Origin of the sequence: Neptunomonas sp. (assembly GCF_016744175.1) — a bacterium.
In the GTDB taxonomy this organism is placed as follows: Bacteria; Pseudomonadota; Gammaproteobacteria; order Pseudomonadales; family Balneatricaceae; genus Neptunomonas.
Window position 1 is genome coordinate 1 of record NZ_JADGEV010000043.1, and the last position, 12,583, is coordinate 12,583.

A 12,583-nucleotide genomic window follows, 5' to 3' on the forward strand; every position below is an offset into this window, starting at 1 on the left:
AGCTTCCTTGGGAAGAGGTGCGCATTCTACAGACACCCCACAAAGAGTCAACACCCCTTATCAAAAAAACTCATATTTATTCATTTTGAGCAGATTACACAGACAATAAAGGCGCCACGAGGGCGCCTTTAATTAGCAGTCAAGCCTTCTGGGACGACTTACTCTTCTTATATCGAAAAACCACCCTCTCAATTAAAACAACCGCTAGCAACCCTCCGTAGATAATTGCATCTTCATAGCTCGCTCTTACCATCCATACAACATGAACCATCACCAAGATGGATATGAGGTATACCAGCTTATGCAATTGAATCCATCGCTTCTTTAAGCGACGCTGCATTTTCTTGGTAGACGTGAGAGCCAGCGGCATCAGCAATAGCACAGCAGCAGCACCCACTAAAATGTATGGGCGCTCTGAAAACTCCTGTATCAATATCTCAAACCGCCACCCCACAATAAAGGTAGCGAACGCCAACAAGTGAAGTACACTATAAAAGAATGCATACAAGCCGACCATACGACGAAACCGAACCAGCCAAGTAAATGACAACCTACGACGTAACGGCGTCACCCAAAGACTTAACCACAATGAAATAATGGCCCACGTACCCAAATACTTAACTATCTCTTTTGCAGGATCAGCCCCCAACTGTTGCAAATAAATATCATAAGACAACAGCAATAATGGAAATAACAACGCAAGAAAAACAATGCACCACACCAACCTGCTCTTTGCAGGGTTAATTCCTAAAACCATTTACGCAAATCCATTCCACTGTAAAGGTGAGCAACTTCATCCGCATAACCATTAAAGGGCAATGTCTCGATTCTATTAGGAGAAAATAAAGACGAAGGCAAGCGCCTTTCAGATGCTTGTGTCCATCTAGGATGATCCACTTCAGGGTTCACATTAGCAAAAAAACCGTACTCTTTTGGTGCTGTAAGGTTCCATGTAGATTTAGGCATAGCTTCAGTAAAACGAATTTTCACTATCGACTTAATACTTTTAAATCCATATTTCCAAGGAACAACCAATCTTAGTGGCGCTCCGTTTTGCGGCGGCAAAGCCTGACCATACATACCCGTAGCCAGAAAGCTCAAAGGGTTCATCGCCTCATCCATTCTCAACCCTTCAACATAAGGCCAATCCAGAGAGCTAAACAATGCTTTCTGGCCAGGCATCTGTTTTGGGTCATAAAGCGTTGTAAATTCAACATACTTTGCCTTGCTGGTTGGATTAAACTGCTTCAAAAGGTCCGCTAAAGGAATACCTAGCCACGGAATAACCATCGACCACGCCTCAACACAGCGCAACCGATACACCCTTTCTTCAAACTTATATGGTTTTATCAAATCTTCTAAGGCAAATTTACCAATTTTTTCAGCCTCCCCTTCCACTTCTATAGTCCAAGGATCAGATTTGAATCCTTGAGCTTTACGACTAGGGTCTTGTTTTCCTAATCCAAACTCATAAAAATTATTGTGTGAAATAGCATCCGGATACGGAGCAGGCTTCTCATCTGAAGAAAATCTATTATTGCGTTCAGCAGCACTAATAGACGGTTGAATCCAATTTGGCCCCGGATATACCGGCCAATCTTCATTGAAATCGTACTTTGATAATGCTGAAACTGCACCTGAAGAAAGCAAGGCGGCAGCTCCTGCCAAACCTTGCATAAAAAGACGACGCTGCTTATAGATGGACTCTGGCGTTATCTCGGAGCTTCTTATTAACTCAGCCTTTTTAATTAACATTGTATTTTCCATTGTTTAACCAATGAAAATTTAGACCCTAAAGTTATAAATAATTCCCTTCTATGCTTTTTTCCTTTTTCGCAGCAACCACAACACAGGCCCTGATGCACTATAGACAAGAAACAATACCCATAGAAAAAGCGCTGGCTCAATAGAAATAACACCGACACCTAATACAATTGCAGCCAAGATAACGAAGGGCACTTTTCCTTTCAGATCAATATCCTTGAAACTATTATAAAGCGCATTACTCACCATCATGATTCCAGCCAACGCAACGTAAAGCGCGATAAAATAAGCGTAAGGGGCCGGATCAATATTATATTCGGTTGCCGCCCACACTAAACCGCCTACTGCTGCTGCTGCTGCCGGTGATGGCAACCCTATGAAATAGCGCTTATCAACCGAACCTATTTGAGTATTAAATCTGGCCAACCTCAATGCCGCGCATGCGACATAAATAAATGCTGCAAACCAGCCTATCTTGCCTATATCACCTAATACCCAGCTAAATGTAACCAACGCCGGCGCAACACCAAACGAAACCATGTCAGACAATGAGTCATATTCAGCACCAAATGCACTTGATGTATTGGTCATTCTAGCGACACGCCCATCAAGCCCATCCAAAACCATTGCCACAAAAATCGCAATTGCGGCAGCTTCAAACTGGCTATTCATACCCGCTACAACAGCATAAAAACCGGAAAACAACGCCCCCGTTGTAAATAAATTTGGCAACAAATAGATGCCACGTCGAGGTTTAACCTCTGACTCAGGAGCAGACTCATCTTCCGGACAAGAGTTATTTTCTTCAGTCATAACATCACTATTCATTAGGAAAGAGGTTATTCTACAGCGCCATCAAACAGTTCGATAGCTTATCAAGCAAACAATACACGAATATCACCACTCATCATCAACACTTTAAATACCACATCTAATTAACATCCAGACTAACTCAACCATTTTGAAAATACGTTATAGGCCGACGCCCAACACCACTTAGCAGACAGCATCCAAGATATTAACGATCCCCGCCGACCGCCTTCCTGAATTTATGACAAGCCACTCAAGATTTATGTAATAATAATCATATGGATACACGCACTCTTCAACTATTTCTCAGCCTGTCAGATACACTCCACTTCGGGCGAGCCAGCGCCTTCTGTCATATTAGCGCATCAGCCTTAAGCCGAACCATTAAGCAATTAGAAGAAGAAGTCGGGGTTTCTTTATTCATACGAGACAATCGCAGCGTACAACTAACTCATGAAGGAAAATTGTTTCAAGTTTATGCCCGAGATGCACTTGCTCAATGGGAGTTAACACGGAACACATTACTAGAAGAAGCGAAAGAGCTGCGCGGCGAAGTTAGCATCTACTGCTCCGTTACAGCCAGCTATAGTTTTCTATATGACATTCTTAGCCAATTCCGGAAAAATTTTCCTAGCATCGAAATAAAACTACATACGGGCGACCCTGATCTGGCGCTTAGCCGAGTACAAAATAACGAAGAAGATATATCGATAGCAGCCAAACCAGACCAGCTACCTAAAGACTTAACGTTCAAGCCTATCGGCATTTCTCCTTTGCTATTTATCGCTCCTAAAAAGAGCAACGCTCAATCTGACATAATTGCATTACCTATCAGCGAAGAACAATGGAGCCACGTCCCCATGATTCTTTCCGAGGGTGGCGTTTCAAGAGACCGAATCGATGAGTGGTTCAGAAGGCGAGACACCAAACCTAACATCTACGCACAGGTAGCTGGTAACGAAGCTATTGTTAGCATGGTTAGCCTAGGCTTTGGCGTAGGAGTGGTACCCAAGATAGTGCTCGACAACAGCCCTCTTGTAGACAAAATTGAAATTCTTTCTGTCACTCCTAAGCTAAAACCATACGAAGTAGGTTTGTTTACACTAGAAAAAAAGCTCAAGAACCCATTGATTAATGCACTATGGAGCCAAATTAAAACCAGCAACCCTTAATTACCAAGCCTTCTATTAGGTTCTGATTTAATCCCCAAATAAAGCGTCTATTTCAGGAGAAAGATAAGGGCGCCCACGCTCATTAAGCGCAGTACCGATCACTAACGCACTCACACATAGCTTTTTATCGGACGAGCGAACAACTTCCTGTCTAAAACCAAACCTAACCTTACTAAGACGCTCAACAGCCACACTTACTGCGTACTCATCGCCACTTTTTAAAGAAGCCTTGTAATCCATCTCCGAGCGAATCACAACAAGATGAACACCCTTCTCGGCCAAACCCGAAAAGTCCACACCGTTTGCTAATAAAAACTCATGCCGCGCATGCTCTAAATAACTGAAATACACACCATTATTAACAATGCCCTGCATATCTAATTCGTAATCTCGCACTTTACTCATTATCTGAAAAGCAGCCCCCATCAATCTTCTCACTCTGCGTTATAGTTTATATAGATACAAAAAAGCCGCTCCACTACGGAACGGCTTTTTAAAGCTGGCTTGGTACTACAGGCTTAAAACCTTCTCACCACGCGCAATACCAGACACTCCCGAACGCACTACTTCCATAATGCTGGTAGAACCTAGCGAGTCGATAAAAGCATCTAGTTTTGAGCTAGAACCTACCAACTGCACAGTATAAGTGTTTGGTGTTATATCGATAATCTGACCACGGAAAATGTCAGCAGTACGCTTAACCTCAGCACGAAAAGCACCCGAAGCCTTGAACTTGATCATCATCAGCTCGCGCTCTATATGCTCACCTTCTGTCAGATCAACAACCTTAACAACATCAATTAGCTTATTAAGTTGCTTGGTAATCTGCTCGACAACACGATCATCACCTTCTGTAGTGACCGTCAGGCGAGATAAAGTCTCGTCATTAGTCGGCGCTACCGTTAGCGACTCAATGTTGAAGTTACGCTGAGAAAACAGTCCAACGACACGAGACAAAGCCCCCGGTTCGTTCTCAAGAAGAACAGAAATGATATGACGCATACTTAAGTCCTCTCCGTTTTGCTCAACCACATATCACGCATAGAACCGCGCGGCACTTGCATAGGATATACATGCTCATGCGGATCAACCGTGATATCCATAAACACCAAACGATCTTTCATAGCAAAAGCTTTCACCATTGCCGCTTCTAGATCTGAGTATTTATCAACCTTTATACCCACGTGTCCATACGACTCGACCAACTTCATGAAATCAGGCAATGACTCCATATAAGATTGCGAGTGACGAGACTCGTAATTCATATCCTGCCACTGACGCACCATGCCTAACGACCCGTTATTCAAGCAAATAATCTTGACCGGAATGTCGTACTGGTTGCAGGTCGACAACTCCTGAATATTCATCTGAATACTGCCTTCACCTGTCACACAGGCGACATCAGCATCCGGAAAGTTCATTTTCACACCCATCGCTGCCGGCAGACCAAAGCCCATCGTGCCCAAACCACCAGAATTAATCCAACGATTAGGTTTATTGAACTTATAGTATTGCGCAGCAAACATCTGATGCTGGCCAACATCCGAGCAAACATATGCATCTCCGCCAGTCACCTTACTCAGCATTTCTATAACCTGTTGCGGCTTCATCTTTTCAGAGTCATCCGTACGGAAATGCCCTCCATGACGCTGACGCCATTCATCAATTTGCGCCCACCACGCTTTAGTCGCTTCTTCATCAGGCGTCTTCTTGCTAGCCTTAAGCAGCTGCAACATTTCTTCCAAAACAGCCTTAGCAGGACCAACGATGGGCACATCTGCACGAATTGTTTTTGAAATAGATGCCGGGTCTACATCGATGTGAACGATTTTTGCTGTTGGGCAAAATTTATCAACACCATTGGTAACACGGTCATCAAAACGTGCACCTATAGCCAGAATAAGATCACTGTGATGCATAACCATATTAGCTTCATAGCTGCCATGCATTCCCAGCATACCGACAAACTGGCGATCCGTTCCAGGATACCCACCAAGCCCCATTAATGTGTTGGTTACTGGGTAATTCAAAGCTTGAGCTAGTTCAGTCAGCTCTTCACTTGCATCACCCATGATGACACCGCCACCTGCATAGATGACAGGACGCTTAGCACTCATCAACAAATCAAATGCTTTCTTAATCTGACCACTATGACCTTTAGTCACTGGGTTATAAGAACGCAACTTCACCTGTTTCGGAAACACATAAGGGAAACGGTCTGTTGGATTGGTCATATCCTTAGGGATATCGACAACCACAGGACCCGGTCGACCCGTTTCTGCAATGTGAAAAGCCTTACGGATTATTTCAGGAATATCTTCTGCATGACGAACACTGAAATTATGCTTCACGACCGGGCGAGAAATGCCGATCATGTCTGTTTCCTGAAAAGCATCTTCACCAATCAGGTGACTTGGCACCTGCCCAGTAATAACCACCATAGGAATTGAATCCATGTACGCGGTTGCAATACCTGTCACCGCATTCGTAGCTCCTGGCCCAGATGTCACTAACGCAACACCTGCCTTACCGGTAGCACGCGCATATGCGTCAGCCATGTGAGTAGCCGCTTGTTCGTGGCGCACAAGAACATGCTCTACTTCTTCCTGCTGAAAAATTGCATCATAGACATGAAGCAAGGCTCCGCCTGGATATCCATAGATATATTTCACACCTTCATCACGAAGAGCGCGAACAACCATTTCTGCGCCTGATAGTAATTCCACTTTCTTACCCTCTAGTCGACACCGACCCCGTCGGTGAGTAAACAGTTCAGAGATTCTGCAATAATGAACATGTTAAAGCCGCTGTGCGATGATGACGCAAGAACAGCGGAAAACCAAAAGCACACCTTGTGTAATGGCCCATGCTCGGATGAATGCAGGCTAAGGATCGTCTTAACCGGCAGACCTTCTGAAACTTAAGCTGGGTAGTGCTTACCTAATGCTCTAAACAGATTTACTAAACCAGTTTATAAACATTAATTTCGCCATTTGTGTCAGGATTTCCTACTGCAAACGAACGAAGAAAAACAGCCCGATATTCTCGCATTTTGCGCACTATTGATCAACTCTAGGAACACACTTTGCATACAGCAGATGCACATAGGCGAAAGTCAGGTTATATTGTCTGAAAAAAGCTGGAGATTACCCAATGAGCATTGCTGAAATCAAAAACAAAGAGCGCGTCATTAAAGAACTAACCCTATTCATTCGCAAAGTATTTTCTGAACCAGAAATATGCGCCATTGCTAAGGACATAGCTCGCAAACATCTCAATAGCCCCAACGCTAACGTCCTTATTGCAGATGAGTTATCTTCACTTACAAACGTGAAAATCCCTATAGAACATAGCGAAGCTGATGAAATGTTTCTTGACCTGTTAAAAGATATCGTCAAAGACGAAACCGCTCTTTATTAAATATCTACTCCGGCACGAGCCACTGACTTTGTGGCTCACCTGCCTCTTTTGCTGCAAGATTCTGATACAACCATGGCATCACCGAATCAATTTTTTTATCAAGCTGCCATGGCGGATTAATTAGCAACATACCACTACCGTACATTCTTTCTGAATCCGAACCTTTTATAAAAAACTCGGATTGATAAACCTTACGAATACCGCAAGAAACAATGCTATCGAGCATTTCTTGCTGATGCCCTGCTTTTAACAACGGATACCAAATAGCAACACTACCATTTGGCCAACGGCCTAATAATTGCTTCACAAACTTGGCCACTTGTTTATATTCTGTTTTCACTTCGTAAGACGGATCAACCAGCACTAAACCACGATTAGGCTTGGGCGGCACCATTGACATGACACCTTCATAACCATCTCGATGATGCACAGCCATTTGTGGTTGGCGCTTGAAATGCTGCTTAACTTTCTGGTATTCGGCGGGGTGCAACTCCATCACGACTAAGCGGTCTGATGCGCGCGCCATCATAGCGGCTATCGATGGCGACCCTGGATAAAACCGTAAAGAAGCCTCAGCATTCACAGCCTTTACCTGCTCCATATAAGGCTGAAGCGCTTCAGGAATATCCTCTGCGCCCCACAGCCTATTAACACCTTCAAGGAACTCACCCGTTTTTTGAGCCTGCTCATCTGACAAGTCATAAAGTGCACAGCCACCATGCGTTTCTAGATAACTCCACGGTTTTTCCTTAGCATTAAGTGCCTCAATCATTAATGCCAGTATTGTATGTTTATGCACATCTGCAAAATTCCCAGCATGAAAGCCATGTTGATAGCTAAGCACTCTAACACCCCTATTTGGTTATATTCCTACCCATTATCGCTGCCATATCCTTTATGCAAAAGGTACAATGCTCAACTTTGTCACTTTTCGTATAGAAGATATGCAAACGAACCCTCAAGAAAGCCTATTTTCCAAACGCAAACGCTTACCTTGGTTGCTTGGCGCTCTCATATTTACCGCCATGCTTATTGCCGTAGAATACGTTGTTGGCTGGAAAACAGTATTAGCACAGTGGCAAACGGTACCTACTAATACATTGCTACCCGCGTTAATTCTTTTTGCAGGAAGCTACCTTTTAAGAGCATTGCGCATTTACGACCTTTGCCAACCCACTCTTCACGGGCGTTTTATAGCCGTTTTAAAGCTCAGCGTTTTACATTTATACGCAAACAACATGCTACCAATGCGATTAGGTGAAGGGCTTTTCCCCATCCTCATGAAACGCTACTTTTCAGTTGGTTTTACAGAAGGTTTTGCTCGACTGGTCTGGCTAAGGGTATTAGATCTGCTAATAGCAGGTTCACTTATCGTCATCACTGTTAGCTATTTTTTCCCTACACTTGCTATCATTGGAACCGTTCTGGGCCTCGTTTCGATACTCGTAATTTATGTTATTTATCGTTTTAAAGGCCGCTCTTGGATAGTTCAACATTCTTTATACCCCAAGGTTGAGCCTATCATAAAGCAGCTTCGACTAACGGCTCCGCAAGGTTCACGGCAGTTTATTCGCGTTGTGATTTGGACCTTTCTGTCCTGGGGCTGCAAACTCGCAGCTCTCATTATGATTACCCGTGCATTACAGTCACTCAGCAACTTTGAAGCGCTCGCTGGAGTATTAGGTGCGGAACTAAGTAGCATTTTACCAATCCATGGTATTGCAGGAAGTGGTAGCTTTGAAGCAGCTTTTCTGGCGGGGCTCACCCCCATTGGATTACTTAGCTCAGATGTTTTAGGGCTAGCGGTTAACCTACATCTATTTATACTAGGAGCAACGTCAATGTTCGCTCTTTTATGTTTCTGGATTCCCGTTGCAAAGCCAACGCGAGAGGATATCTCCATATGATCGACAAGATTGATACACCTGAAGACTCAATAGTTTCCGACGTTACCAATGCTTCGACAAACCCATGTAATCAGAGCCTTTCTGTTGTAGTCCCTTTTTACAATGAAGAAGACAATATCAAGCCCTTCATGGAAGAGGTACATGCGGCTCTAAAAGACTACCCTGGAAAATGGGAGTTGATTGCGGTGAACGATGGAAGTAATGACGGTACAGCAAGAGCATTAGACAAAGCCGTTATAGAGTACGGAAGCCATATCAATGCTATCCACTTTGCGCGTAACTTTGGGCAAACGGCTGCAATGCAGACGGGTATAGATGCAGCACGCGGAGAGCTAATAGCAACATTAGATGGTGATCTACAGAATGACCCTGCGGATATCCCTAAGCTCATAGTCGCACTGGATGAGCGAGATTTAGACATGATCAGCGGCTGGAGGAAAGATCGTCAAGATGGTGCTATCAACCGCAAACTTCCATCACGCATTGCCAACTGGCTGATTCGCAAAAACACCGGCGTCTATGTAAATGATTATGGCTGCAGCCTGAAAGTGTACCGTTCGTGGGTCATCAAACAAGTACACTTAATTGGCGAAATGCACCGTTTCATACCTGCTTGGGTCGCATGTGTCACTTCACCTGATCGCATCAGTGATATGCCAGTTAATCATCGAGCCCGTCAGTTCGGGACATCTAAATACGGTATTTCACGAACCATACGCGTAATCTTAGACCTTCTAGCCGTATTCTTCTTTATGCGTTTTTCACGCCGCCCCGGTCACTTTTTCGGCTCAATCGGTTTGTTTTTAGGCGCTATTGGTGGCCTGATTCTTACTTACTTGTTTGGCATTAAGTTGTTCACTGATGAGGACATTGGGAATCGTCCACTACTATTCACCGGTATTCTTTTTGTAATGACCAGCGCTCAATTAATTACAACAGGTGTATTAGCAGAAATTCTAACCCGCAGCACGGCACATGCAAAAATGCCTGTCCGACCATCGACTGGTGCTCCAACACAGAGGGGCTGGTGTGAATAACACGTTACCGCAGCATGGGCTTTTAAAGCTCCTGCTCTCATCTCCGGCCTTAGTACTACTGGCACTGATCAGCACATTTGGCTACGCCGCTTGGCTACCTTTGTTCGACTTGGATGAAGGCGCTTTCACCACCGCCACGCGCGAGATGCTGGAAACCGGAAATTGGATATCTACTTACATGAATGGAGTGCCTCGTCACGACAAACCCATTCTAATTTACTGGCTACAAGCTCTGAGTGTATCTAACTTTGGGCTCAGTACGTTCAGCCTACGACTTCCCTCATGTTTAGCTGCGCTCGCTTGGGTATGGATAAGCTATGGTTTCGTAAAAGAGCAAAGAAATGAAACTGAAGCGCGTTTAATGGTTTGGTTGCTGGCCTCATTACCGCTGGCTAGTATCATTTTTAAAGCAGCCATTGCTGATGCATTGCTCAATTTTTTATTATGCGCGGCATTCTTCGATATCTATCGTTATTATCTACGCGCTGACAAGAGAACATTGTTTCGTATTGGCATCTGGTTAGGATTAGGCTTTCTAACTAAAGGGCCTGTTGCTTGCGCTCTTCCTCTCGTAGCGAGCTTTGTATTATTTACGAGTGAAGGTCGCTTTAAAGACTGGTTAAAGGCCGTTTTCCATCCCATGATTTTGGTCACATTTACCATAATAGTCCTACCATGGCACATTGCTGTATACCTAGACCAAGGTTGGGAGTTTTTTAAAGGGTTTTACTTAAAACATAATATTGATCGTTTCAGTAGCACGATGGAAAGCCACGGCGGCAAACCCTACTACTATGTGTTGTTAATGCCATTATTGCTGATACCGTTTACGGGGCTCATTGCACCGGTCGTTAAATCTCTGTTCGCACAGCGTCCAAAAGGGCTTGAGTTATATCTACTTACGTGGTTTTTACTCGTTCTAGCAATCTTCTCATTTTCAAAGACACAGTTGCCACACTACATTTTATATGGAATCACTCCAATATTATTTCTAATGACAAGACATTTACTGCAGGTGGGATTTTGGTCATTATTAGCACCCGCCTTAACTATATTGTTCGTCAGCTTATTACCCCTACTCTTCAGTTATGCCGCGCAACAATCATCAAAGCCTTTTGACAAAGCCGTGCTCGAGCTGGCCACAACCGAATACAACTTAGTTTTCCAACTGGTTACCGCAGCAGGTCTTAGCTTAGCAGCCGCATTGTATCTACTAAAAAAAATCGATTACCCTTCTAGGCTATTAATCGGTGCGGCAACAACAATGCTAACCTTTAATTTTCTACTTCTACCCTTACTGGGTGCAGCTCAGCAGGAGCCTGTCCGAGAAGCCGCTCTATTAGCAAAAAAAATAGGGGGGCCTGTGGTGAGCTATGGTATCAACATGCCAAGTTTTTCTGTTTACCGTGAAGCTATTGTCCCACGCAGAAAACCTCAACGCGGCGAGCTGGTATTCACTCGTATTGATAGCCAGGAAGATCTATTAAAACTGGACGAAACCGTTCAACCAGTTCGTCTATACTCTAAAGGCGGTGTCGCCCTTTACTCCTACGAGTAGCCGGCCTTTACATGAACGACTCAACTAACAAGACATTTATGAATATAAGCTACGTTCCAAGTACTCAAACATTTAAGCAACACGTTAACTCAGCACAAGCCGCATGGCCTGGAGCACAGCCATTCGACAAATACCTACTCTTCCTAGCTCTCGCTTCATTCTTATTAGGTAGCTTGTTATTACTCACTAACGGTTTACAAACCGGTTTCTACTCTGTTCAATTCTTAAGCTTAATGCTACCAAACTTTATCTGGGAGCATTTATCGTTTATGGGAGATACACTCGTAGTCCTCACACTGGCTCTGTTATTTGCGTATCGTTATCCCCACCTTTTGTTCGCATTGTTAATTACAGCCATTGTAGGCACCTTGATTACTCATGGAATTAAGCCTTGGCTTGCTACACCAAGACCACCCGGTATGTTGGAGCCTGGCAGTTTTCAACTAATTGGTTCCAGTATTAGCCGAAAAAGTATGCCATCCGGACACACATTAACAGCATTTGCTGCAGCAGGTTTACTAACACGATTAACAATGAACCGAGCTATACAATACCTAATTATAATAGCGGCCTTTTTCATAGGTTGGTCACGAGTAGCCGTTGGCGTACATTGGCCCGCTGATGTATGCATGGGAACTGCAGGGGGGCTTGTATCTGCATGGGCAGGACTAAAACTATGCGACCGCTGGCATCATGTATTCAAAGGGAAGTTCTATGCATCATTACTTCTCATACATGCGGGGTGTGCTATTACTTTGATTAATTATGATGGAGGCTTCCCACACACATGGCTGTTTGCTATTACATCATCAGCAATCAGTTTAGGTTATATTTACCACCGGCTGTCTTTAAGTCAATTGCTACCCCGGTTAAAACTGTAAATATTTAGACGCTATTAGCTTGCCAACTGCAGTA

General features: G+C 44.0%; 13 protein-coding genes. 6 read left to right on the forward strand and 7 right to left on the reverse strand.

Features of this window, described 5'->3' with window-relative positions; translation table 11 throughout:
* Positions 1–139: 139 nt before the first annotated feature.
* From QZZ55_RS15960 to pssA, 3 genes are read right to left on the reverse strand one after another with little or no spacing between them, the layout of a single operon-like run.
* Positions 140–757 (reverse strand): protein-methionine-sulfoxide reductase heme-binding subunit MsrQ, encoded by a 618-nt coding sequence (locus QZZ55_RS15960; RefSeq protein WP_293268419.1) that lies wholly within the window; start codon positions 755–757, stop codon positions 140–142.
* Positions 748–1,755, reverse strand: coding sequence for a protein-methionine-sulfoxide reductase catalytic subunit MsrP (msrP, locus tag QZZ55_RS15965; RefSeq protein ID WP_293268420.1), 1,008 nt, complete (start codon positions 1,753–1,755; stop codon positions 748–750). Before msrP ends, QZZ55_RS15960 begins: the two co-directional genes overlap by 10 nt.
* Positions 1,756–1,815: 60 nt before the next feature.
* Positions 1,816–2,577 carry a CDP-diacylglycerol--serine O-phosphatidyltransferase gene (gene pssA / locus QZZ55_RS15970; RefSeq protein WP_293268421.1) on the reverse strand — a complete coding sequence of 254 codons (762 nt, stop codon included), beginning with the start codon at positions 2,575–2,577 and terminating at the stop codon, positions 1,816–1,818.
* Between the two features lie 275 nt (positions 2,578–2,852).
* Here pssA and ilvY point away from each other — a divergent pair, with 275 nt between their 5' ends.
* A complete protein-coding gene (gene ilvY / locus QZZ55_RS15975) occupies positions 2,853–3,746 on the forward strand; it encodes an HTH-type transcriptional activator IlvY (protein ID WP_293268422.1) in 894 nt (297 codons plus the stop codon).
* 27 nt (positions 3,747–3,773) lie between these two features.
* On the opposite strand, the gene QZZ55_RS15980 is transcribed toward ilvY, so the two are convergent.
* The 3 genes from QZZ55_RS15980 to QZZ55_RS15990 form a co-directional block, all read right to left on the reverse strand.
* Positions 3,774–4,151, reverse strand: a complete 378-nt coding sequence (locus tag QZZ55_RS15980) for an acyl-CoA thioesterase (RefSeq protein WP_293268423.1) — start codon at positions 4,149–4,151, stop codon at positions 3,774–3,776.
* A 105-nt stretch (positions 4,152–4,256) separates the two neighbouring features.
* Positions 4,257–4,748, reverse strand: a complete 492-nt coding sequence (ilvN, locus tag QZZ55_RS15985) for an acetolactate synthase small subunit (protein ID WP_028470424.1) — start codon at positions 4,746–4,748, stop codon at positions 4,257–4,259.
* A 2-nt stretch (positions 4,749–4,750) separates the two neighbouring features.
* The gene (locus QZZ55_RS15990) at positions 4,751–6,472 is read right to left on the reverse strand and encodes an acetolactate synthase 3 large subunit (protein WP_293268424.1); all 1,722 of its coding nucleotides are present in this window, start codon (positions 6,470–6,472) and stop codon (positions 4,751–4,753) included.
* Positions 6,473–6,899: 427 nt separating this feature from the next.
* Between QZZ55_RS15990 and QZZ55_RS15995 the strand changes: the two genes are divergently transcribed.
* Positions 6,900–7,166: a hypothetical protein gene (locus QZZ55_RS15995; protein ID WP_201348388.1), complete on the forward strand. Its 267-nt coding sequence runs from the start codon at positions 6,900–6,902 to the stop codon at positions 7,164–7,166.
* A gap of 4 nt (positions 7,167–7,170) precedes the next feature.
* On the opposite strand, the gene rlmJ is transcribed toward QZZ55_RS15995, so the two are convergent.
* A complete protein-coding gene (gene rlmJ, locus QZZ55_RS16000) occupies positions 7,171–8,010 on the reverse strand; it encodes a 23S rRNA (adenine(2030)-N(6))-methyltransferase RlmJ (protein WP_293268425.1) in 840 nt (279 codons plus the stop codon).
* A 67-nt stretch (positions 8,011–8,077) separates the two neighbouring features.
* On the opposite strand from rlmJ, the gene QZZ55_RS16005 reads away from it, so the two are divergent.
* From QZZ55_RS16005 to QZZ55_RS16020, 4 genes are read left to right on the forward strand one after another with little or no spacing between them, the layout of a single operon-like run.
* A complete protein-coding gene (locus QZZ55_RS16005) occupies positions 8,078–9,073 on the forward strand; it encodes a lysylphosphatidylglycerol synthase transmembrane domain-containing protein (RefSeq protein ID WP_293268426.1) in 996 nt (331 codons plus the stop codon).
* Complete coding sequence (locus QZZ55_RS16010) at positions 9,070–10,110, forward strand: glycosyltransferase family 2 protein (protein ID WP_293268427.1); 1,041 nt, start codon at positions 9,070–9,072, stop codon at positions 10,108–10,110. The genes QZZ55_RS16005 and QZZ55_RS16010 overlap by 4 nt, the downstream gene beginning before the upstream one ends.
* On the forward strand, positions 10,103–11,668 hold the full coding sequence (locus QZZ55_RS16015; RefSeq protein WP_293268428.1) for a glycosyltransferase family 39 protein: 1,566 nt from the start codon (positions 10,103–10,105) through the stop codon (positions 11,666–11,668). The genes QZZ55_RS16010 and QZZ55_RS16015 overlap by 8 nt, the downstream gene beginning before the upstream one ends.
* Positions 11,669–11,706: 38 nt before the next feature.
* Positions 11,707–12,549: a phosphatase PAP2 family protein gene (locus tag QZZ55_RS16020; RefSeq protein WP_293268429.1), complete on the forward strand. Its 843-nt coding sequence runs from the start codon at positions 11,707–11,709 to the stop codon at positions 12,547–12,549.
* Positions 12,550–12,583 lie beyond the last annotated feature (34 nt).

Coding starts and splice junctions, on each gene's coding strand:
- ilvN (WP_028470424.1), bottom strand. CDS start 4,748: ATGCGTCATATCATTTCTGTTCTTCTTGAGAACGAACCGGGGGCTTTG.
- ilvY (WP_293268422.1), top strand. CDS start 2,853: ATGGATACACGCACTCTTCAACTATTTCTCAGCCTGTCAGATACACTC.
- QZZ55_RS15995 (WP_201348388.1), top strand. CDS start 6,900: ATGAGCATTGCTGAAATCAAAAACAAAGAGCGCGTCATTAAAGAACTA.
- QZZ55_RS16005 (WP_293268426.1), top strand. CDS start 8,078: ATGCTCAACTTTGTCACTTTTCGTATAGAAGATATGCAAACGAACCCT.
- pssA (WP_293268421.1), bottom strand. CDS start 2,577: ATGACTGAAGAAAATAACTCTTGTCCGGAAGATGAGTCTGCTCCTGAG.
- msrP (WP_293268420.1), bottom strand. CDS start 1,755: ATGTTAATTAAAAAGGCTGAGTTAATAAGAAGCTCCGAGATAACGCCA.
- QZZ55_RS16010 (WP_293268427.1), top strand. CDS start 9,070: ATGATCGACAAGATTGATACACCTGAAGACTCAATAGTTTCCGACGTT.
- QZZ55_RS16020 (WP_293268429.1), top strand. CDS start 11,707: ATGAATATAAGCTACGTTCCAAGTACTCAAACATTTAAGCAACACGTT.
- QZZ55_RS15980 (WP_293268423.1), bottom strand. CDS start 4,151: ATGAGTAAAGTGCGAGATTACGAATTAGATATGCAGGGCATTGTTAAT.
- QZZ55_RS15960 (WP_293268419.1), bottom strand. CDS start 757: ATGGTTTTAGGAATTAACCCTGCAAAGAGCAGGTTGGTGTGGTGCATT.